This is a genomic window from Thermoflavimicrobium dichotomicum (genome assembly GCF_900114055.1).
GTDB lineage: Bacteria > Bacillota > Bacilli > Thermoactinomycetales > Thermoactinomycetaceae > Thermoflavimicrobium > Thermoflavimicrobium dichotomicum.
The window spans coordinates 21,810-42,575 of record NZ_FORR01000005.1; the positions used below are offsets into that span (position 1 = coordinate 21,810).

At 43.0% G+C, this 20,766-nt stretch carries 20 protein-coding genes; 13 read left to right on the forward strand and 7 right to left on the reverse strand.

Annotation, left to right across the window (positions count from 1 at the left end):
- Positions 1-50 precede the first annotated feature (50 nt).
- A complete protein-coding gene (locus tag BMZ78_RS06825) occupies positions 51-857 on the reverse strand; it encodes a phosphotransferase family protein (RefSeq protein ID WP_093229059.1) in 807 nt (268 codons plus the stop codon).
- A 453-nt stretch (positions 858-1,310) separates the two neighbouring features.
- Here BMZ78_RS06825 and BMZ78_RS06830 point away from each other — a divergent pair, with 453 nt between their 5' ends.
- The gene (locus BMZ78_RS06830) at positions 1,311-2,228 is read left to right on the forward strand and encodes a GAF domain-containing protein (RefSeq protein ID WP_175482343.1); all 918 of its coding nucleotides are present in this window, start codon (positions 1,311-1,313) and stop codon (positions 2,226-2,228) included.
- Entirely contained in the window at positions 2,221-2,394 is a 174-nt protein-coding gene (locus BMZ78_RS18725; protein WP_175482344.1) for a hypothetical protein, read from the forward strand. Before BMZ78_RS06830 ends, BMZ78_RS18725 begins: the two co-directional genes overlap by 8 nt.
- 249 nt (positions 2,395-2,643) lie before the next feature.
- On the opposite strand, the gene BMZ78_RS06835 is transcribed toward BMZ78_RS18725, so the two are convergent.
- Positions 2,644-3,135, reverse strand: coding sequence for a GNAT family N-acetyltransferase (locus tag BMZ78_RS06835; protein ID WP_245739766.1), 492 nt, complete (start codon positions 3,133-3,135; stop codon positions 2,644-2,646).
- Between the two features lie 78 nt (positions 3,136-3,213).
- On the opposite strand from BMZ78_RS06835, the gene BMZ78_RS06840 reads away from it, so the two are divergent.
- The 6 genes from BMZ78_RS06840 to BMZ78_RS06865 all read left to right on the forward strand — a co-directional run bounded on the left by BMZ78_RS06840 (position 3,214) and on the right by BMZ78_RS06865 (position 7,886).
- Entirely contained in the window at positions 3,214-3,420 is a 207-nt protein-coding gene (locus tag BMZ78_RS06840) for a DUF1657 domain-containing protein (RefSeq protein WP_093229062.1), read from the forward strand.
- A 19-nt stretch (positions 3,421-3,439) separates the two neighbouring features.
- Entirely contained in the window at positions 3,440-4,297 is an 858-nt protein-coding gene (locus BMZ78_RS06845; protein WP_245739767.1) for a DUF421 domain-containing protein, read from the forward strand.
- A gap of 18 nt (positions 4,298-4,315) precedes the next feature.
- Positions 4,316-4,798, forward strand: coding sequence for a stage V sporulation protein AC (gene spoVAC / locus BMZ78_RS06850; RefSeq protein WP_093229064.1), 483 nt, complete (start codon positions 4,316-4,318; stop codon positions 4,796-4,798).
- Positions 4,799-5,812, forward strand: coding sequence for a stage V sporulation protein AD (spoVAD, locus tag BMZ78_RS06855; protein ID WP_093229065.1), 1,014 nt, complete (start codon positions 4,799-4,801; stop codon positions 5,810-5,812).
- Positions 5,809-6,165, forward strand: coding sequence for a stage V sporulation protein AE (gene spoVAE / locus BMZ78_RS06860; protein WP_245739780.1), 357 nt, complete (start codon positions 5,809-5,811; stop codon positions 6,163-6,165). The genes spoVAD and spoVAE overlap by 4 nt, the downstream gene beginning before the upstream one ends.
- A gap of 314 nt (positions 6,166-6,479) precedes the next feature.
- On the forward strand, positions 6,480-7,886 hold the full coding sequence (locus BMZ78_RS06865) for a D-serine ammonia-lyase (protein WP_093229068.1): 1,407 nt from the start codon (positions 6,480-6,482) through the stop codon (positions 7,884-7,886).
- Positions 7,887-8,041: 155 nt separating this feature from the next.
- Here BMZ78_RS06865 and BMZ78_RS06870 read toward each other — a convergent pair whose 3' ends face one another.
- Both BMZ78_RS06870 and BMZ78_RS18730 read right to left on the reverse strand, forming a co-directional pair.
- On the reverse strand, positions 8,042-8,383 hold the full coding sequence (locus BMZ78_RS06870; protein ID WP_093229070.1) for a hypothetical protein: 342 nt from the start codon (positions 8,381-8,383) through the stop codon (positions 8,042-8,044).
- A gap of 220 nt (positions 8,384-8,603) precedes the next feature.
- Positions 8,604-10,646, reverse strand: coding sequence for a hypothetical protein (locus tag BMZ78_RS18730; protein WP_175482345.1), 2,043 nt, complete (start codon positions 10,644-10,646; stop codon positions 8,604-8,606).
- A gap of 4 nt (positions 10,647-10,650) precedes the next feature.
- Between BMZ78_RS18730 and BMZ78_RS18735 the strand changes: the two genes are divergently transcribed.
- Together BMZ78_RS18735 and BMZ78_RS06885 are read left to right on the forward strand one after the other, a co-directional pair.
- The gene (locus BMZ78_RS18735) at positions 10,651-10,986 is read left to right on the forward strand and encodes a hypothetical protein (protein ID WP_175482346.1); all 336 of its coding nucleotides are present in this window, start codon (positions 10,651-10,653) and stop codon (positions 10,984-10,986) included.
- 860 nt (positions 10,987-11,846) lie between these two features.
- On the forward strand, positions 11,847-12,644 hold the full coding sequence (locus tag BMZ78_RS06885; protein WP_093229073.1) for a tyrosine-protein phosphatase: 798 nt from the start codon (positions 11,847-11,849) through the stop codon (positions 12,642-12,644).
- Positions 12,645-12,833: 189 nt separating this feature from the next.
- Here BMZ78_RS06885 and BMZ78_RS06890 read toward each other — a convergent pair whose 3' ends face one another.
- Entirely contained in the window at positions 12,834-14,789 is a 1,956-nt protein-coding gene (locus BMZ78_RS06890; RefSeq protein ID WP_245739768.1) for a glycoside hydrolase family 15 protein, read from the reverse strand.
- A 49-nt stretch (positions 14,790-14,838) separates the two neighbouring features.
- Positions 14,839-15,861: a LacI family DNA-binding transcriptional regulator gene (locus BMZ78_RS06895; RefSeq protein ID WP_093229074.1), complete on the reverse strand. Its 1,023-nt coding sequence runs from the start codon at positions 15,859-15,861 to the stop codon at positions 14,839-14,841.
- 400 nt (positions 15,862-16,261) lie between these two features.
- Here BMZ78_RS06895 and BMZ78_RS06900 point away from each other — a divergent pair, with 400 nt between their 5' ends.
- The 3 genes from BMZ78_RS06900 to BMZ78_RS06910 all read left to right on the forward strand — a co-directional run bounded on the left by BMZ78_RS06900 (position 16,262) and on the right by BMZ78_RS06910 (position 19,422).
- Positions 16,262-17,515 carry an extracellular solute-binding protein gene (locus BMZ78_RS06900; protein WP_093229076.1) on the forward strand — a complete coding sequence of 418 codons (1,254 nt, stop codon included), beginning with the start codon at positions 16,262-16,264 and terminating at the stop codon, positions 17,513-17,515.
- 168 nt (positions 17,516-17,683) lie between these two features.
- The gene (locus BMZ78_RS06905; RefSeq protein WP_093229077.1) at positions 17,684-18,598 is read left to right on the forward strand and encodes a carbohydrate ABC transporter permease; all 915 of its coding nucleotides are present in this window, start codon (positions 17,684-17,686) and stop codon (positions 18,596-18,598) included.
- Positions 18,598-19,422 (forward strand): sugar ABC transporter permease, encoded by an 825-nt coding sequence (locus tag BMZ78_RS06910; RefSeq protein WP_093229079.1) that lies wholly within the window; start codon positions 18,598-18,600, stop codon positions 19,420-19,422. The genes BMZ78_RS06905 and BMZ78_RS06910 overlap by 1 nt, the downstream gene beginning before the upstream one ends.
- 189 nt (positions 19,423-19,611) lie before the next feature.
- Here BMZ78_RS06910 and BMZ78_RS06915 read toward each other — a convergent pair whose 3' ends face one another.
- Entirely contained in the window at positions 19,612-20,721 is a 1,110-nt protein-coding gene (locus BMZ78_RS06915) for an ABC transporter ATP-binding protein (RefSeq protein WP_093229080.1), read from the reverse strand.
- Positions 20,722-20,766 lie beyond the last annotated feature (45 nt).

Below are 20,766 nucleotides of genomic sequence, written 5' to 3' on the forward strand. Positions count from 1 at the left end.
AAGGATAAACCACCCCCATTAGGAAGGATTTACGATGGAGGTGGTTTTATTTAAAGGATTGAAAGCAGTTGATGGATATGAAGGAGCAGTTTTTCTTTTTCTGTATCAGGAATTTTTTCAGATAATCTTGCGGCTGCGATGGGGAGTTCCCATTCGCGTACATTCATTAGAGATCCTTTGGCTTGATATAGATAGTACATAATGTAATCCTGACAAAACTTTTGTCGCAATGTTTTGATGATTATTTGTGCCCATCCCGGGATTTCGAGGGGCAATGAAGCATATTGAAGCATGAGAGATGTTCTTGCTACATCAGCGAAAGGGTTGCCACTGATCGCTGTGATCCAATCAATGATCACAGGGCCTTGTGGTGAGAGAAGGATATTATCCGGATGGAAATCACCATGGCAAACTTGGGATCCCTCAGGTAAACTGTCGACATATCGAATGATTTTGTTTTTGGTATGTTTGTCGAGAAGAGGAGCAAGCGTTATGTTTTCTTTCAGTGTTTCCTTTTGCAGAGGAAGCTCTTGACCGTCGATTTTATGCATGTCAAGGTGCAAACGGGCCATTAGAATGGCATGTTTTTTCATTGTAAATGGATTTTTGGTAATTGCTTGAGTTATTGTTGACCCCTCTATTCGTTCATAAATAATCCCTTTTTTGCCTTTAAAGTCACTTATTCCGTAGACTTTTGGAATGGGAAGAGAAAGTTCTTTTATTTTCTGATGGATGGTGAATTCATGATAAATAGCAGCAATCGGGATATTTTCCCGAAATACTTTGATCATTATTTCATCTTCCCATGTGTAAATCTCTGCTGTTCGACCTTCTCTGATCTTGGTTACATCAGTCATCAAAAAACTCCTTGATCCATTTTGTCTTCTCCTATTCCAACTGATAGACAGGAAAGAGAAAGAATTGGTCGAGGCTATCCAGAAAATATAATCGTCTTTATAATTCTAACATTGAACCATAAACCAATGCAAAAATCAAACAACAGTGGCAGAAAGATGCTACTGTTGTTTTTTGTTAAATATATGTGAACATCTATGAAAATAAAAATGAAAAGAAAACAATCATTGAAAAGCATGCAAATAAATAACGAGCTTTAAGCAAAAAATACTACCTTTTTGTTAATTATTTATCAAAAACGGATCATATAAATAGAGTACAAAGAATATTTTATAGTAGAGGAATTACTCAATGAACAAAGGAAATGTCAGCAAATTCATCCGCATGACTGAATAGCATCCGAAATGTCATTATTTTCATTTGATTTTTTATATTTGGAAAGGGGGATTTTTTGGATGTTTGAGGATATAATGAAATTAGTTGAAAAATTACTAATAAGTGGAGGTTGGTTTTCCGAGTTTTTGCGTTTTTTGATTGCAGGAGTTCTTCTGGCTAGTTGCATCATTTATTTGGTTCGCCTGTGGAAAGGGCAAGTGGATTGGTTGGGAAGAAGCACTGAAGATCCTTTGCAGTTAACAGGCTTACAGCCTGCGATGGAGAGTCTGGAGCGGCAAGTGGAACAATTACAGCAAGAGAAGGCACAATTGGAAGAAAAACTGCAAGAAATGCAACGATTGGTCACCGAGAAAGACGGAATGATTGAGGAATTAACACAACTTTATGAAGAATTGGATGAAAACTATGAAGATGAAACACACACGATGGTACAGGTGATGTATACAGCAGAAGAAGTGGCTTCTGCTCTGGCCAGTGAAGAAAATTTTTACCTCAATCGCGATGATATTTTCACCAATCTATTGGATTATCTCGTCAATACCATCAGAGGATATCGGGAAAAAAATCCCCGAGTGGCCATTCATATTGAACATCCAGAGAAAAAAGACCGTTTAATTCACTTTGCTCATTCCAGTGGACATTCTCATCGGGTCAGAGAGTATGAACCGTTAATCGATGGAAGTGCTGCAGGGCGTGCCTGGAGGACAGGTGAAATTTACTATGTCCCTGATATCGAGGATGAACAGTATGAATATGATCGAAAAGTGGCTTCCAAGAAATATTATCGGAGCATTCTTTGTGTTCCGTTAAAAGCGGGTAATGACATATCGACCCGGATCGGGGTGTTATCAGTTACAGGCAAGACAGTTGGTGCATATGAAAAAATAGAAATTGAGAGAATCACCCTTTTTGCCAGTCTCCTGTACCCATTGGTTTATTTGGACATCAAAAAAAGGGAGGTTTCCATGCATGGGTGAGCCTGAAAAGGTACCGCAACAAGAGCGGAGAGAACTGAACAAGTTATATCGGGAAGGAACCATAACACGCAAACAACTGATGAGTCGCATGAAAAAAGGATTATTTGACCATGAACGTCTTGCGATGAAAGAGAAGTTTAATCAGTTCATGAATCGATTCAAATAATCATCTTTATACATAAATGGCCCGCCGAATAGCCAGACGGGCTTTTTTTGTTTTAACATCCACCTTTACTAGTATACCCCATGAGAAACGGTTCTATATTACTGTAGAATCCGCTGCAACTTTGGAAGAGGCGGATCTTTTTTTGCTGTTTGAATCGATTGTCCAGAAATACTTCCTGACCGAATCGATCAGCCTGATGGAGCGAGGTCTTCACAGGGCAGTTTCCTTCATTTTCCTACTCCCCTCTATTTACAATACCTGCTTTTTCATCGTCACCACTTGAATCCCTTTTATAATCTCCTCATGTAAAACCTGATATCCCAGTGATGTATATAAGCGGATATTGCGTTCAACCATTTTCCTGACACGACAGTAACAATAAGCTTTCCCATTTTGTTGGGCCAGGTTTTCTAACCATAAAAGTAGTGATTTGGCGATTCCTTTTCCTTGCCACGCAGGCAAGACAGATAACCGATAAAAGTAGAGTCCGTGATCCTGCCATCGAAAACGTACCATTGCTACAGCACGATCTTTGATGTAACCCAGTGCTGCTTGTTCTTTTTGCGAATGCAGTGCGTTGAATATGGAATCCACTGTTTCTTCCAATGCACTGGGAGGGAGGCTGAACATGTCGATATTCCTGAAAGGCTTCTCATAATTTGATGAATGATCCTTGAATCGGTTGGTTGAGCGATCGAAATACGAAGTTTCATACCAATCACCTGTATTTACTATGTCCATTAATCATATCCTTCCAATTCCCTGTTTTATGTATAAACAATCCTCTCGTTTCACAATTTACAAGTGAGGAGGTAAACAATGACGACATATTCAAAAGTGCAGCAAACATTAGTGAGTCTAAAAAGCGCCCAAGCCACCTTGGAGCGATATGCCTTAATTGCCCAAGATGAAAAGGCAAGAAAAACATTTCAACGCAATGTTGACAAGTTACAATCTACGATCGATCGACTGAGCCAACGCGTGCAGACGATGGAATGGGAAGAGCCACAGTATAAAGGATTCTAAATGAAAGAAGGGAGGAAGTATGTTGCCAGCCTGGCTAGAAATCATCATTCGTTCCTTCAGCTTGATTGTATTTCTAATGGTCTTAACTCGATTGTTAGGACGTAAGATTGCTTCTCGCATGACCTATTTTGATATTGTTTTTGCGATTGCTTTAGGCATGATTGCTGCGGCTGTATCGATTCGTCTGATCGATGTCTTAAGTGGGGTGATTGCCCTATTGACATGGGGTTTGATCGGAATGGGGATCAGTTATCTTTCTCTTAAAAGCAAGATGGTACGTGATTTGGTTCACGGACGTGAAGCTGTTGTGATTAAGCATGGAAAAGTGATGGAAGATCAGTTAAAGAAAATGCGCTATACCCCCGAAGATCTGTTGCAACAGTTGAGAAGCAAACAAATTTTTAATTTGGCTGATGTGGAATTTGCTGTAATGGAATCAGACGGAGAAATAAATGCCTTGTTAAAATCCAATCGACAACCGATTACCCCCAAACATCTGGGTGTTCAAACAGCTCCAGAGACAGGTGTACAGACGGTGATTTTGGATGGAAACATTTTGGATGAACCACTTACGACAATGGGATTGAATCGTGGATGGCTCAGAACGGAACTCGAAAAAATAGGTGTTTCACCTGAAAATGTATTTATTGCTCAAGTAGATGGGATGGGGGAGTTGTACATAGATTTGTTTGATGATACCATTCAAATCCCTCAACCTTCAACCAGGCAATTACTTCTCAATTCCTTGGAGCAAGCCAAGGCGGACTTGGAAACCTATTCCTTGGAAACGGATAACCAAAGTGCCAAAAAGATGTACCGGCAAAGTGCTAAAGAGCTGTCTTCAGTGATTTATGATGTTCGTCACTTACTAAAATAGCAAGTAAGGTGAATGTGTATGTCAGACAAAAAGAAGAAAAAGCTTACCCCTATTCAACAGCAATATCAGGATTTTGTCCAGAAACGGGAACCCAAACGCCCTGTGATTAAAAATTGCATATATGCTTTTTTGGTTGGCGGAACGATTTGTTTAATCGGACAGGCGATTTCTGCTTTCTATATCCACTTTTTTCATTTTGACGAGAAATCGGCAGGAGATCCTACTGTGGCGACACTGGTTTTTATTTCAGTCTTGATGACTGGACTGGGTGTTTATGATCACATCGCTCAAAAAGCAGGAGCTGGCACGATCATTCCCGTTACAGGATTTGCCAATGCCATGGCTTCTGCAGCGATTGAGCACCGCTGTGAAGGATATGTCCTTGGGGTGGGCGGAAATATGTTCAAACTTGCAGGTTCGGTCATTGTATTTGGTGTTTTTTCTGCTTTTGTCATTGCACTGGTCAAAGTGATTGTCACTAAATATTTAGGGGGATTTTAAGTGATTCAAGGAAGGACTTGGATTTTTAAAAATAAACCCACGATCATTTCCTCATCAGCAGTCGGTGGCCCTTTTGAGGCACAGGGGCCATTGGCTCACGATTTTGATTTACTGCATGGGGATTTATGGATCGGGCAAGATAGCTTTGAAAAAGCAGAAAAAAAGTTGCAGGAAGATGCATGTGAACAGGCCATTCATAAAGCTGATTTACAAAAAGAAGATATTCAGTTTTTTTTATCTGGCGATTTGATGAACCAGGTTATTTCCAGTAGCTTTACCGCACGAACCCTCGGCATTCCATTTTTAGGAATTTTTGGTGCTTGTTCTACTTCGATGGAAGGTCTCGCTTTAGGCTCTTTACTCATTGATGGCGGATATGCGAAGCGAGTACTCGCCGCCACATCCAGCCACAACGCAGCAGCCGAAAAGCAGTACCGCTATCCGACTGAGTATGGATCACAAAAACCTCCGACAGCACAGTGGACGGTTACAGGCGCAGGAGCTGTTGTGATTGCTGATGAAGGAACCGGGTTAAAAGTAACAGCAGCTACCATTGGCAGGGTTATTGATATGGGGATTTCGGATCCGTTCAATATGGGAGCAGCGATGGCTCCAGCAGCCGTGGATACAATCCAAACACATTTTCGGGATTTACATTTATCTGCGTCTGACTATGACTTGGTAGTAACCGGAGACTTGGGGCGTGTTGGATTTCAAACAGCCAATGATCTACTGGAAAAACAGGGGCTTCGATTCCCAAAAGGCCGATTTTATGATTGTGGATTAATGATTTACAACCTCGATGAACAACCTGTTTTGTCTGGGGGAAGTGGAGCAGGTTGCTCAGCTTGTGTTACGTTTGGCCATATTTTTAATCGGATGAGAAAGGGAGAACTCCGCAAGATTTTAGTGGTTGCTACAGGTGCGTTATTGTCCCCGATTAGTTACCAGCAAAAAGAAAGTATTCCCTGTATTGCTCATGCAGTCGCCATTGAGTCGGAGGAGGGAGCATAACGATGATCTTTTTTTGGGCTTTTGTAGTAGGAGGAATGATTTGCGTCATTGGTCAGATTATGATGGATGTGTTTAAATTAACGCCTGCTCATACAACATCCACCCTAGTGGTGATAGGGGCGATTTTAGATGGATTTGGTTTATATGAACCATTGATCAAATTTGCTGGAGCAGGTGCAACGGTTCCCATTACCAGCTTTGGCAATGCCTTGGTTCACGGAGCGATGGCAGAAGCGAACAAAATGGGGATTATTGGTGTGATTACAGGTATATTTGAGGTGACAAGCGCAGGTATTTCCGCTGCGATTGTTTTCGGATTTTTAGCTTCACTCATCTTTAAATCCAAAGGTTAATGGCAGAGATATATCCTTTTATTCTCTGCCATTTCTTTTTGCCTGTATGCTTTTGTATCTCATATAATGAAAGGGATTAAACTTTATATGAAAGGACCATGAGGACTGATGATTCAGGGAAAAAACAAGCGAGAATGGATTACAGAATTTCCTTTATTATCTTCTCTTATAGCGACAAAAGAAATTTTTTGGATAAATCCTCAGTATGGCACGTCGAAACCACTCCTTTAATAGCGGAGATACCTGTATTCTTAAATATGTTTCTTTATAGAAAGTGAATCATTTTCCTGTAAATATAAATCGAGGTGTGTCTGATGGAAGAAAAAGTGAAACGAATCATAGGGAAAAAACTAGAACAATGGGTAAAAGAATATCCGATACTGGAACAACTCATTGCGACAAAAGAAGTATTTTGGGTTAATCCAAAATATTGTCCATATCCGAACTGGAGTGAAATAAGGCTCAGTGAAGAAAACATCCAGGATGCGGAACAACGATTACAAAGATTTGCTCCTTACATCGCTACTGTATTCCCGGAAACAAAACGTACATCTGGTATTATCGAATCACCGTTCATCCCCATTTCAAAGATGCAAAATTATTTAAAAACACTGTATAGGGTAGAGATACCTGGTCAACTTTGGCTGAAATGCGATAGCCATCTGCCGATTTCCGGATCCATTAAGGCTCGGGGTGGCATTTATGAAGTGTTAAAGCATGCGGAAGATTTAGCACTTTCGAATGGCAGACTTTCGTTAGGTGATGATTATTCTGTTCTGGCAAATGAAGAGTTTCGACAGTTTTTTTCTGGTTATTCAATAGCTGTCGGTTCTACTGGTAATTTAGGAATGAGTATAGGAATTATAGGTTCAAAACTCGGATTTAAAGTAACAGTTCATATGTCAGCTGATGCAAAAGAGTGGAAAAAAAGATTACTTAGAAATCACGGTGTTGAAGTTATTGAGTATAAGTCTGATTACAGCAAGGCAGTGGAAGAAGGAAGAAAGCAAGCAGAAACTGATTCAAATTGCTATTTTATAGATGATGAGAATTCACCACACCTATTTCTCGGCTATGCTGTTGCTGCTTACCGATTGCAACAGCAGCTAGAGCAACAAAACATTGTTGTGGATGAAAAGCATCCGCTGTTTGTATATCTGCCGTGTGGCGTTGGAGGTGCCCCCGGTGGTGTTACGTTTGGGCTCAAGTCGATTTTTGGCCCGCATGTGCATTGCTTTTTTGTAGAACCAACGCATTCACCTTGCATGTTGCTTGGATTGGTGACAGGAATGCATGATCGGGTATCTGTTCAAGATTTTGGTATCGATAATATCACGGATGCAGACGGATTGGCTGTCGGACGTCCATCAAGATTTGTAGGAAAGCTGGTAGAACCTCTTTTAAGCGGTTCTTTTACTGTAAGCGATGAGGAGCTATATCTGTTATTGAGCGCTCTGGCGGATTTAGAAGGGATTTATCTTGAACCTTCGGCTTTGGCAGGTGTTTCAGGTGCAGCTCGCTTAATGAGCTCAGAAATGGGGTTGAGCTATCTTCGAGAGCAGCGACTTGAAGACAAGATGGTGAATGCAACCCATATTGCTTGGGCTACTGGAGGGAGTATGGTACCCAAGGATGTTATGGATACTTATTATATGAAAGGGGTTGCACTTCGCAAATTAAGTGGTATTTCAGAGAAAAAGCGGAAACATGGCAGGAAATGATTTCGTTGTTAAACAGATCTTGGGTTGCACACAAATATACAAATGTTCCATTAGTCAATTTCATTGATTCAAGCAGCGTTTAAAGCAAAAGAAGCTGACCCAAAAGGATACTTAAAGTAACCTTTGGGGGTCAGCTCCTGAAGTCTTAAGGTTTTTTATTTAATGGTTAATTCTACGGAAGATGGATCTTTGCTGTTTCTGGAAACTTTAATACCTGAGCCGCCCGATTTTTGAATAATCTCAAAAACAACCTTTCTCTCTACACTCGACACGTCTACTTTATAGACTTTCTCTGCTCCAGGCTCCAGGGTATCTGAATGCGTAAGTTTGTCATCTACATAAACGGGTAATAATTCTTTTGTTGGCGAATCTTTATCATATACATTGATGTTGAATTGACGACTATGCGTTTCGTTCTTGTTTTTAACTTTCACAAATAGGCTATCGTTGGCTTCCTTCGTAGGAATCGAACAGCGTGAGACGTTTGTTTTTGACATACAATATCCTCCTCTTTTATTCTTTACTCTTTTTTGAGAGAATTAATCGCATCAAGGATGGCTTTACGATTAACACTTTCACCTTGTAACAATCCATCCAGTGCATTAGTGAGTTTGGAGATTAGGGCTTCTATATGGTCTGAATTCTGGTTTCCCTTTAAGGCTTGCAACATAGCAAGTGAAGATAAAGCCATAGCAATATATGCACCAGTATTATCGTTTACGTTGATGATCGTATTGTGCCCGTTTGTGTTTTTAAAGGTATTGTGCCCAGCGTTTGCATCAGCTTTCGCGTCTGAATCGGAATCGGCCTCCGCTTCTGCATCAGCGTCGGCATCAGCATCAGAATCGGCATCGGCGTCAGCATCCGCATCCGAATCCGCATCCGCTTTCGCATCGGCATGTGCATCAGCATCGGCATCAGCGTCAGCGTCAGCATCGGCGTCAGCATCAGCATCGGCGTCAGCATCAGCATCGGCGTCAGCATCAGCATCGGCATCGGCATCAGCGTCGGCATCGGCATCAGCATCAGCATCGGCATCAGCGTCGGCGTCAGCATCAGCATCGGCATCAGCGTCAGCATCAGCATCGGCATCGGCGTCAGCATCAGCATCGGCATCGGCATCAGCGTCGGCATCGGCGTCGGCATCAGCATCAGCGTCGGCATCGGCGTCAGCGTCAGCATCAGCGTCAGCATCGGCATCAGCATCGGCATCGGCGTCAGCATCAGCATCGGCATCAGCGTCAGCATCAGCGTCGGCATCAGCATCAGCGTCGGCATCAGCATCCGCGTCGGCATCGGCATCAGCGTCGGCATCAGCGTCAGCGTCGGCGTCGGCGTCAGCATCCGCGTCGGCATCGGCATCTGCGTCAGCATCGGCATCGGCGTCAGCGTCAGCATCGGCATCAGCGTCAGCATCGGCGTCAGCATCAGCATGCGCATCAGCATCGGCGTCAGCATCAGCATCGGCGTCAGCGTCGGCATCAGCGTCGGCATCAGCATCAGCGTCGGCATCAGCATCAGCGTCGGCATCGGCGTCAGCGTCAGCATCAGCGTCAGCATCGGCATCAGCGTCAGCATCAGCGTCAGCGTCGGCATCGGCGTCAGCGTCAGCATCAGCGTCGGCGTCAGCATCAGCATCGGCGTCAGCATCAGCATCGGCGTCAGCATCAGCATCGGCATCGGCATCAGCGTCGGCATCGGCATCAGCATCAGCATCGGCATCAGCGTCGGCGTCAGCATCAGCATCGGCATCCGCGTCGGCATCAGCGTCAGCATCGGCGTCAGCATCAGCATGCGCATCAGCATCGGCGTCAGCATCAGCATCGGCGTCAGCGTCGGCATCAGCGTCAGCATCAGCGTCAGCGTCAGCATCGGCATCCGCGTCGGCATCAGCGTCAGCATCAGAGTCAGCGTTTGCATCAGCTTTCGCGTCTGAATCGGCATCAGCATCCGCGTCAGCGTCAGCATCGGCATCAGCGTCAGCATCAGAGTCAGCGTCAGCATCGGCATCCGCGTCGGCATCAGCGTCAGCATCAGCGTCAGCGTCAGCATCGGCATCCGCGTCGGCATCAGCGTCAGCATCAGAGTCAGCGTTTGCATCAGCTTTCGCGTCTGAATCGGCATCAGCATCCGCGTCAGCGTCAGCATCGGCATCAGCGTCAGCATCAGCGTCGGCGTCGGCATCGGCATCAGCGTCAGCGTCGGCGTCAGCATCAGAGTCAGCGTTTGCATCAGCTTTCGCGTCTGAATCGGCATCAGCATCGGCGTCAGCGTCAGCATCAGCGTCGGCGTCGGCATCGGCATCAGCGTCGGCGTCGGCATCGGCATCAGCGTCAGCGTCGGCGTCAGCATCAGAGTCAGCGTTTGCATCAGCTTTCGCATCGGCATCAGCATCGGCGTCAGCGTCGGCATCAGCGTCAGCATCAGCGTCGGCGTCGGCATCGGCATCAGCGTCAGCGTCGGCGTCAGCATCAGAGTCAGCGTTTGCATCAGCTTTCGCGTCTGAATCGGCATCAGCATCGGCGTCAGCGTCAGCATCAGCGTCGGCGTCGGCATCGGCATCAGCGTCGGCGTCGGCATCGGCATCAGCGTCAGCGTCGGCGTCAGCATCAGAGTCAGCGTTTGCATCAGCTTTCGCATCGGCATCAGCATCGGCGTCAGCGTCGGCATCAGCGTCAGCATCAGCGTCGGCGTCGGCATCGGCATCAGCGTCAGCGTCGGCGTCAGCATCGGCATCAGCGTCGGCATCCGCTTTCGCATCGGCATGCGCATCCGAATCCGCGTCAGCTTTCGCATCGGAATCGGAATCGGAGTCAGCGTCCGCATCCGAGTCCGCTTTCGCGTCGGCGTCGGAGTCAGCGTCGGCATCCGCGTCAGCTTTCGCATCGGAATCGGAATCGGAGTCAGCGTCGGCATCCGCGTCAGCTTTCGCGTCGGCGTCGGAGTCGGCGTCGGAGTCAGCGTCGGCATCCGCGTCAGCTTTCGCATCGGCATGCGCATCAGCATCCGCGTCAGCTTTTGCTTTTACGTCTGCATCCAAATCCGCATCGGAATCGGAGTCAGCATCAGCATCGGCTTTGGCTTTATTTTTGCTATCTAGACCAGATTTGTTTTTTAAGTCGCCCTTGTTAATGGCTTCACTGTCGCTGTCGGATGATATATCCTGATCCAATTCTCTATTTTCGCTATCTTTTATATTATCATCACAATCACGCAGTCTTTTCTTTTCTTTTTCCACTCTTTTTTTCTCTTTTTTTCTTTTAGGGTTCTTGTTTTTATCCAAGATACTGCCCTCCTTTCCTTTATGATTTTCACGCAGTCTTTTCTTTTCTCTTTTCTGTTCTCTTTTCATTCTTTTTTTCTCTTTTTTGCCTTCAGGGTTCTTGTTTTTATCCAAGATGCTGTCCTCCTTTCCTTTTTACGATGTTATTATAGTAAGGGATGTCTCCGTTTGTTCTAGGCCAAGCCATCAATAAAGCCGGAATGTACTGTTGCCCCTAAAGTTCAACAGAACTAGGCGACTCTTTGTATAGATTGGTTTAATACAAATTCCGATGGAGATACATAGTTTAAAGAAGAATGTAGATCGCAAGTTTTATAGAAATTTATTTAAATGATACAAGATTTTGGGATTGACAATCGGACAGAAGCAGATGGTCTTGCTGTGGGAAGGCCTTCAAATTTGTTGCAAAATCATGGAAGGTTTGTTAAGCGGGATTTATACGGTGGAAGATGATGAATTATTCATTTTGTTAAGTGCATTAATAAATCAAGAACAGATCCACGTCAACTGTATCTGGAGAAAAAAAACTGTACGAATATATAAGGAATGCTACTCATATTGTCTGGGCAACAGGTGGAAGTTTGGTTCCAAAAGAAATCATGACCAAGTACTGTCAAAAAGGAATTGCGCTCCGTGAAAAGTGATAAAACGCCTAAACATTTGAAAGGGAGAGAAATGTGAATACGGTTGAAAGAGATGTAGCAAAACAATTTGATGGATTGTCCAACTTTCGGGACATAGGTGGTTTAATGACACACGATGGGCGTACCATGAAATCAGGGGTTCTTTTTCGCTCTGATGAGTTATCACGATTAACCAGTAATGATTTGGAAAAACTGAAGCAATTCAATATTAAAGTCATTTGTGATCTGCGAACTCCAAAAGAATGTAAATCAAAACCGGCACGAATCCCGCATAATGAAGGTATACGTATTGTAAATGTACCTATCCATCATCATGAAACCCAAGAGGTTAGCCGGCTGAAGCTGTTTGGTTTTCTGTTTGGTAAGTCTGGTGGAGATGATTTTGATCATTTTAATAGAGAATATTATCGTAGAATGGCTTTTGAATGTACAGCTCCAATCAATGAAATCATAACCTTGATTTCAGAAGAAAAGAATCTGCCAGCACTCATTCACTGTAATGCTGGGAGAGACCGAACCGGTTATATTTCTGCTTTGATTCAGTTGCTCGTTGGAGTACCATATGAAACGGTTTTGGATGATTACCTTCTTACGAATCGTTTTTACGAGCAACGTTTAAATAAGTTCATAAGATACATGAGATGGATGACTCTTTTTCAGGTTTCGCCTGATCGTATGAAGCACATTCTTCAAGCTCGTCGTGAATTTCTGGATGAAGTTATTGATGAAATTTTGAAAAAGTATGGATCAATTGAAGGATATCTTATTGAAGCTTGTGGTATTGATCAAAGTTGTATACGCAATCTTCAGCAATTGCTTCTTGAGCCATAGCAATACTGGATTCCTCGGTTATATTGACGACTATCCGCAATCTCATGGCGCATCTACAGCTTTAAAATCCACACTATCGTCCTGGATGGAATAAGGAATTCTGATTTGTTTATAGGAAGTACTATATGGTCTTTTTAAAAATAAGTCCCTCTGTCTCTATGTAGAGGACAGAGGGCTTTTAGTTGATTTTTAAATTTCCCCAACTTCAGCCAGCATGTGGGCTGTCAATACAAACATGGCATGAGACCAGGTGAGAGGAACCACCCAAGCCGTTTCTCCTGTTTGTTTGTCGATCTGTTCAGGCAATAAATCGAGGTGGGTGGCATGGTTAACAGCCCAGAAAAAGTGTTTTTTTGCTTCTTCATACCGCCCCTGTTTGATACGAAATTGGGCAAGCCAAAGGGTAGCAATAATCCATGGATTTCCTCCGATATATGAATCATTTTCATACCGAAGAATGCCACCAATGATGGGAGAAGTGCACTTTTTTTCAATGGCATCCGCAGTGGCCATCATACGCGGATCAATTGCCTCCAACACCTCAAAAGGAATGGTTAAGCCTAGCAAACTGATATCGATTGTTTCATCATAGAGGAGGAAATACCGGGTGTATCCTTTTTCATCGGTTTCCGTGAAGGCTATTTTTCCCTCATTCTCGGCCTGTCGAACCTTTTCTTGATCAACATATAATTTGACGCCTCTGTAAAAGTGATTCTTCTCTTTATTGTAAGTCTTTGTTTCGATGGCTTGTTTGATTTGAGCGGCCACTTTTTCCCATTCTTCGGCAATCTTGAGTTCTCCCAATGTTTTGGCGATAGCGGCAGCACCTTTGATTCCACCATAAACAGCAGCCGCAGAATAGGTGTGTTCCCCTTTTCTTTCTTCCCATAAATCATTACTCGGAAGGGGTAACCCGGTTTCTGAATCCAGATAGTGCAATAAAAAAGTAACCCCTTTTTGGACAGTAGGCCAGACTTCTTTGAGAAAAGCGAGATCTTGTGTAGCCAGGTAATGCTGATACATGCCCCAGAGAATCGAAGCACCTTCATCGATCTGCAATCCCCAGGATGGTGCCAGACGCCCGTCGTGGTAATGGCGTTGTTGCCAGGAACCGTCAGGATCTTGAGCCTTGATGGTCCAGCGGTAAAAATCACGTGACAGTTGATGCAGTCCTGCGCAATCAAAAGCGGTTGTGATATAAGCGGCATCGCGTCCCCAGCAATAGGCATAACCACCACAACGGGTATATGCTTCATCAAATTCGGGAGCGGCAATAACAGCTCCTGTTTTTTTATCTGTCATCAGTTTGAAAACGAGTAAGGAACGTTCATAGATTTGTTTTACTTTCGAATGGTTGGTAACAAGCGGTTTGGTTTCTTTTAGATACTGGTGCCAATAAGATTGGGTTATTTGTAGATAATCCTCCACAGCATTTCGTTTAGCCTGGGTCATTTGATGCCTGGCTTCATGCAGAGTGCTTCCTGCTGTCAGGTAAATGGGTAATGAAACCGTCTTGCCTGCATCAATCTTGAAATTATAGCCAAGAGTTCCATCAGGTACCATCCCGATCTGATTCCCCAACAACGTTCCTTTCGAAGCTTGTGAGAAGGCATTGCCAATATCATAACCGGTGCAAGCGTTTTCTCCTGCAAGCGCAAAGCAATATTGATGCCGGAAATAAATAAGACCATCTATTTTTGAATCATACATAACAGTGTTATAAAAACGATTTTCTGTTATCGTAAAAGAAGCATAAACAAAAAAGCGGATTGAAATCGCCTGTTTGGAGGTATTGGTAAGTTGGTAATAGCGAATGAAGATGTCTTGATCTGGAACAATAAAATCCGTTGATGTGATTTCAATCGGTAAATGTAGAGCAGTGGCTTTCGTTTTCAGGATATTTGTTTTGGGGATATAGTGTTGTTCATAGCTCCACTTTTGATCCTCATGTAGCCATACCGTTTCGGAAGTAAACCCTTCGATGTATATCCCTGTTTTCATGGCTTCAATGTGTTGAGGCATATCGATATGGGGCCACCAGAGGCGATAGATTTCTCCATTTTTTCCTAAAGCAACAAGCATCGAGGAATTTCCGACAATGGCATCATTGATATAAGGTTTTTGTGTGACGGGTGAAATCTTCACTGCCAACTACTCCTTTCTAATCATAAAAAAGAAGTTAAAGAGCGTGAGACTATTGCAGTTTCATGGATGATTCACGAATAATGAGACGATGGGGCACAATCATTTGTGGCTTCTCAATCTCTTCCCCTGATAACTTGCGAATCAAATGCTGAACGGTTAAGTAACCTAAATGATAGATTCCGATATCAACGGTCGTGATGGGGGGATTGCTTAATTCTGAGAGAACAATATTGTTAAAACTGACAATGGATACATCTTGGGGAACGTGAAAACCTGCAGCATATAATTCACGAATCAAACCAAAGGCAACCACATCATCTGTAACTACAAATGCTGTAGGAGGTTCAGGTGAATTCATAATCATCGTAAGGGCATGAAAAGCGTTTCCTTGTAAAACGTCTTCGCCAATGATCCAGTCGGGATGGACAGGTAAACCTGCTTCCAGCAATGCTTTTTTGTATCCTTCCAGACGGTCGATCGATACGACCAAATCTGGCGGTCCACTTACAAAACCAATACGCTTATGCCCTTGTTTGATCAAATGGTTGGTAATATCATAAGCAGCCTTTATGTTATCGTTATTGACGGATAGAACATGATCATGCTCCATCGATCTTCCTAAAAGTACAAAAGGAAACTGGTATTCCAGCAATTTCTCTACAATGGGATCTTTTTGTCTTGGAGCCATCAGAATAATCCCATCAATTCTTCGGCCCAGGACCATTCGTGTAACAGCTTCAATTTCTTCTTTGGGATTGTTGGCCGAAGACATGAGGATATCGTATTGCTTGATATTGGCATAAGCCAACATGCCACGCAAAACTTCAGAGAAGAATGGATTGACAAAGATCTTTTCTGCCGAATGAGGCAATACCAATCCCAATGTTTGCGTGTTTTTGGACACGAGGCTTTGCGCCATGATATTGGGATGATAACCAAGTGCTTCCATCGCTTCACGCACTTTTTTCTTGGTTGCTGGACTGATTTTGGGGTGATTGGAGATGACACGGGATACAGTAGAAGGGGAAACACCTGCCAAACGTGCAACGTCTTTTATTGTGACTGAAGACATAGTGACCTCCCATATCGTAATGCAATCGTTTGCATTTTTTATTAATCAATTTGTATCTTATCGAAAAAGAATCAGCTTGTAAACTCAGTTTTAGATGGGAATCATTAAATAGCAAGATATTTACCAATTTAAAGAGAAATAATGAGAAATGAATGAATAATACTGATAAAACAATTGATTTCAACCTCATTTGATTGGTGCAAACGGTTTCTTTGTTTTATTTTTTATTGTAGGATAATGAATAAGCATCCATCAGTTGTTCGCTCTTTTGTTGATGAAAGCGATTGCTTTATTCACTATTTACGCGAAATGATGCTCATTTTTTTCACGAGTTAATGCAAACGTTTTCATTAAAAGAGCCGAACCGCTGATCCAAATAATTTGAAAGGAGTAAAAAGAAATGAAAAAGTTTTTCTCGATTGCAGCGAGTCTCGCATTAATGGTTTCAATGCTTGTCGGTTGTAGCTCTGCTGATGATTCTGCAAGTAACGGTCAGGTTACCATTACTTTCTGGAATACGATGAATGATGAGGAAACAGAAACGCTAAAAGAAATGATTGCAAACTTTGAAAAAGAAAATAAAAATATCAAGGTAAAAGTAGAAAATGTTCCTTTCGCTGAAGCTCAAAACAAATTTAAGCAAGCCGCTCAATCCGGTAATGCCCCAGACGTTTTACGTTCAGAAATTGCCTGGACACCTGAATTTGCTGCTTTAGGCTTTCTTGAGCCACTGGATTCATATCTAAAAGATCAATCGGATTTCCTGGAAGTTGCATTAAAGTATAGCAAATGGAATGGCAAGACTTGGAGTGTCCCGCAAGTAACGGATACCTTGGGGCTTTTATATAACAAGAAACTTTTAGCAGAGAAAGGGTTCAAGGAACCGCCAAAAACATGGGATGAATTTTATAAAATGGCCAAGGCACTTTCTGACCCGGCCAAAGATCAGTGGGGGTATTATCATCGTCAGTCGGATGCATACTGGGCTCAACCATTTATCTGGTCGTTTGGTGGTGGATTGATTACTGACAATAAAGAAATTCAAATCAATAGCCCAGGCTCGGTGAAAGGGCTGGAATTTTTGCTGAAGCTGCGTGATGACAAAGTAATGCCGGACGAGTTTGATGCCCAAAATGACTACAACAATTTGCAACAAGCATTTAAAACAGGACGTGCCGCGATGGTTTTACAGGGACCTTGGGCTGTTTCAGATATTTTGAAAGGAGAGCAATTCAAGGATCCGAATAATCTGGGAATTGCCCCGATTCCGACTGGTCCGGAAGGAAAAACAGGTTCACCTGTCGGTGGGCATGGTTTGGTTATTTATGCAGGATCCAAACATAAAGAAGCCAGTTTTAAATTTATCTCTTACTTGACAAGTGCTGAAAACCAGGCAAAATTCGCCAAGAAAAATGGACTCCTGCCCGCTCGCAAGTCAGCATATGATCATCCGGATGTCAAGAATAATCGCTTGGTTCGAGATTGGAAAAAAGTGCTGAATCAAGCTACCAACCGTCCTGTTATACCTGAAGGCGGACAAATTTATATTGCTTTCAGTCCAGAAATCCAAGCCGCTTTTAAAAAGCAAAAAAATGCGAAACAAGCCTTGGATGCCGTTGCTCAAGCTTGGAAGCAGTTGTTGCATAAGCAGTGAAGATGAGAAGAGATAAAGATTGATCAGATACCGTTGATCTCGTTTTCTTTACGTTCTGAAATCGGTTCCTTTCTCTGTCACAGCCTTTGTACCAACTTGAAGTGACTTTGCGAGGAACCGATCCCTTTTCAAGTAGGGATTTAAGGTTTGAAAGGTGGCTAATCAACAATGCGTTATCCAAAGAACACATGGATTGCTTATGTATTTCTGACACCCGTTCTGGTAGTGATGGCTGTATTGGTCTTTTATCCCTTGATTAAAGGTATCTCTTACAGTTTTACAAATATGAATCAATACAATATGGGAAGTAAATTTATTGACCCAAGCTATGAATGGGTCGGTTTGAAAAACTACAAGGAGTTGTTTCGTTCTTTTATTGCACCCAAATCGGTCTTTCGTGATGTCTTGATCCAGACATTGATATGGACTTTTGTGAACGTATTTTTTCATTTTACGATTGGATTGGGCCTGGCCCTTCTTCTTCACCGAAAAATCAAAGGACGGGGCATTTATCGGACTTTGTTGATGGTACCGTGGGCGGTGCCATCGTTTGTGGGCGCATTTGCCTGGCTGTGGATGTACAATGACAAATACGGGTTTTTTAACCTGATGCTGAAACAGATGGGGCTTGCAACCATTCCTTGGTTAGGAGATAGCTTTTGGGCCATGGTTTCAGTGATCATGGTGAATGTGTGGATTGGCGTTCCCTTTATGATTGTGACTCTGTTAGGAGGATTGCAAAGTATTCCCGATTCTTTATATGAAGCGGCACGGATTGATGGGGCATCCAGCTGGCAACAATTTCGACATATTACCTTACCCCTATTGCGACCGGTTGCAGTTACGGCAACAACGCTTGGGATCATTTGGACCTTTAATATGTTTAACATTATTTATCTCGTGACTGCAGGAGGGCCTATCCATTCGACAGAAATTTTGGTCACCTATGCCTATAGAGAGGCTTTCCGCAATTGGAATTTGGGCTTGGCTTCCACATATGGTGTGGTTATATTGAGTTTCTTGCTCGTATTCACCCTTATCTACCGACGTGTACTCAAATCAAACCAGGAGGTTAACTATTGATGCAAAAATCCAATTGGTGGGTTCATGTGTTACTGACGATCGCTTCCTTTATTGCAGTTTTTCCAGTTCTTTGGATTTTATCTACCAGCTTTAAGCCTGAATCCGAGGTCTTTTCGAATACCATTGAATGGATCCCGCAATCATTTACGTTGGATAATTATAAGGCCGTGTTAACAAAATCAAATGGCATTTTTTTGACATGGTTTAAGAATAGTGCTCTAATTGCCTTGTTTACCACAGTGGTCGGTCTTGTTTTATCGACAACTGCGGCCTATGCCATCTCCAGATTCAGGTTCTTCGGGAAAAAATGGATTGAACTGGGGCTTTTGATTACACAGATGTTTCCAGGAGCTCTCTTGATTATTCCGCTTTATTTGATTGTGAATAAGCTCGGTTTGCTAAATACTTATGCCGGGGTTATTTTGGCTTATTCGACCACAGCTGTTCCTTTTTGTGTGATGATGCTAAAAAACTATTTTGATACCATACCCTATGAATTAGAAGAAGCAGCCCGAGTGGATGGCTTGTCTCATTTTGGTACGTTTTATCGGATTGTTCTTCCTCTGGCTTTGCCGGGACTTGCCGTTACAGCGTTTTATTCTTTCATCACAGCTTGGAATGAATTCCTTGTGGCCATTACCTTATTAAATCAAGAGCAAATGTACACTTTACCAATCGGGTTGCAACAATTCGTCAATCAATTCAATACCGACTTTCACTATATGTCGGCAGCGGCAATGCTCATTACATTGCCTGTGCTTGTATTTTTCATTGTGGCACAGAAATATCTCATTTCCGGCCTTACCTCAGGTGGAGTAAAGTAAACAGACTGCTGATCCAGTCCAAGGCACAAAAACCACTTTCCCAGGTTTTTGGGAGAGTGGTTTAACTTTGTTGATAAAGTTTCCATTATATGCCGGTTTTCCTTTTCCGTTTTACTCCCGCTCGATAAAAACGAGCAAAAGTCGTTAACTGAATGAGGAAAACCGGATTTGTCAACGGTCAAAAAAGAATCAAATCACTCTCATTTCTGATTCCTTATCAAAGATATGCGCTTTTTTCATGTCAAGAGCAAGCTTGATCGTATCTCCTGGTGAAAGTAACGTTCTGGCATGAATTTTGGCTGTTAGCCATTGATCACTAAAACCGCTTACGTATAAAATCATTTCTGATCCCATATTCTCCACCACTTCTACTTTACCCAGGAAGGTACTGTCTGGCGAAGATTCGAGAAAGAGCGAGTCATCGTGGATGGATTCTGGGCGAATACCGAATACGACTTCTTTCCCGATGTAATCTTTCTCGCGTAGAACAGCAGCATGCTCATCAGGCAGAGGGAGCCTTACACCTGTAGTGACAAAGTAGGCTTTTTGCTCTTCTTCAACAAGGGAACCGCTTACAAAATTAATGGCAGGTGAACCAATAAATTCAGCTACAAACATATTGGCAGGGCGTTGATAGATTTCCGTTGGGGTATCAGCTTGTTGAATGATTCCGTCTTTCATGACAACGATACGGTTTCCCATCGTCATGGCTTCGACCTGATCATGGGTTACGTAGATAAAGGTGGTTTGCAAACGTTGATGCAACTTACTGATTTCTGTACGCATTTGCACGCGTAATTTTGCATCTAGATTGGAAAGAGGCTCGTCCATCAGGAATACTTGGGGCTCACGAACAATAGCCCGTCCCAAGGCGACTCGTTGTCTTTGGCCTCCTGAGAGCGCTTTCGGCTTACGATCCAATAGATGTTCAATACCGAGGATTTGTGCCGCTTCTTTTACTCGCCGGTCAATTTCAGACTTATCCAATTTTCGAAGTTTTAAACCGAATGCCATATTCTCGTAACAGGTCATATGTGGATAAAGGGCGTAGTTTTGGAATACCATGGCGATGTCTCGATCTTTCGGGGGTACATCATTCACCAGACGGTCACCTATGTATAATTCACCCTCTGAAATTTCCTCTAAACCGGCTATCATACGCAGTGTTGTCGACTTTCCGCAACCAGAAGGGCCTACTAGTACGATAAACTCTTGATCTGCAATCTCTAAATGAAAGTCTTTTACAGCAGTGATCTCGCCATATCGCTTATAAACATGATTTAATTTTACTCCTGCCATTTTTTATACCTCCTTATCTATATTTTATTTTAATAACTGAATGAT

Coding starts and splice junctions, on each gene's coding strand:
- spoVAC (WP_093229064.1), top strand. CDS start 4,316: ATGTCAGACAAAAAGAAGAAAAAGCTTACCCCTATTCAACAGCAATAT.
- BMZ78_RS06845 (WP_245739767.1), top strand. CDS start 3,440: ATGTTGCCAGCCTGGCTAGAAATCATCATTCGTTCCTTCAGCTTGATT.
- BMZ78_RS18725 (WP_175482344.1), top strand. CDS start 2,221: ATGGGTGAGCCTGAAAAGGTACCGCAACAAGAGCGGAGAGAACTGAAC.
- BMZ78_RS06840 (WP_093229062.1), top strand. CDS start 3,214: ATGACGACATATTCAAAAGTGCAGCAAACATTAGTGAGTCTAAAAAGC.
- BMZ78_RS18730 (WP_175482345.1), bottom strand. CDS start 10,646: ATGCGAAAGCGGATGCCGACGCTGATGCCGATGCTGACGCCGACGCTG.
- BMZ78_RS06910 (WP_093229079.1), top strand. CDS start 18,598: ATGCAAAAATCCAATTGGTGGGTTCATGTGTTACTGACGATCGCTTCC.
- BMZ78_RS06835 (WP_245739766.1), bottom strand. CDS start 3,135: ATGGACATAGTAAATACAGGTGATTGGTATGAAACTTCGTATTTCGAT.
- BMZ78_RS06825 (WP_093229059.1), bottom strand. CDS start 857: ATGACTGATGTAACCAAGATCAGAGAAGGTCGAACAGCAGAGATTTAC.
- BMZ78_RS06915 (WP_093229080.1), bottom strand. CDS start 20,721: ATGGCAGGAGTAAAATTAAATCATGTTTATAAGCGATATGGCGAGATC.
- BMZ78_RS06900 (WP_093229076.1), top strand. CDS start 16,262: ATGAAAAAGTTTTTCTCGATTGCAGCGAGTCTCGCATTAATGGTTTCA.
- BMZ78_RS18735 (WP_175482346.1), top strand. CDS start 10,651: ATGCGCATCCGAATCCGCGTCAGCTTTCGCATCGGAATCGGAATCGGA.
- BMZ78_RS06870 (WP_093229070.1), bottom strand. CDS start 8,383: ATGTCAAAAACAAACGTCTCACGCTGTTCGATTCCTACGAAGGAAGCC.
- BMZ78_RS06895 (WP_093229074.1), bottom strand. CDS start 15,861: ATGTCTTCAGTCACAATAAAAGACGTTGCACGTTTGGCAGGTGTTTCC.
- BMZ78_RS06865 (WP_093229068.1), top strand. CDS start 6,480: ATGGAAGAAAAAGTGAAACGAATCATAGGGAAAAAACTAGAACAATGG.
- BMZ78_RS06830 (WP_175482343.1), top strand. CDS start 1,311: ATGTTTGAGGATATAATGAAATTAGTTGAAAAATTACTAATAAGTGGA.
- BMZ78_RS06905 (WP_093229077.1), top strand. CDS start 17,684: ATGCGTTATCCAAAGAACACATGGATTGCTTATGTATTTCTGACACCC.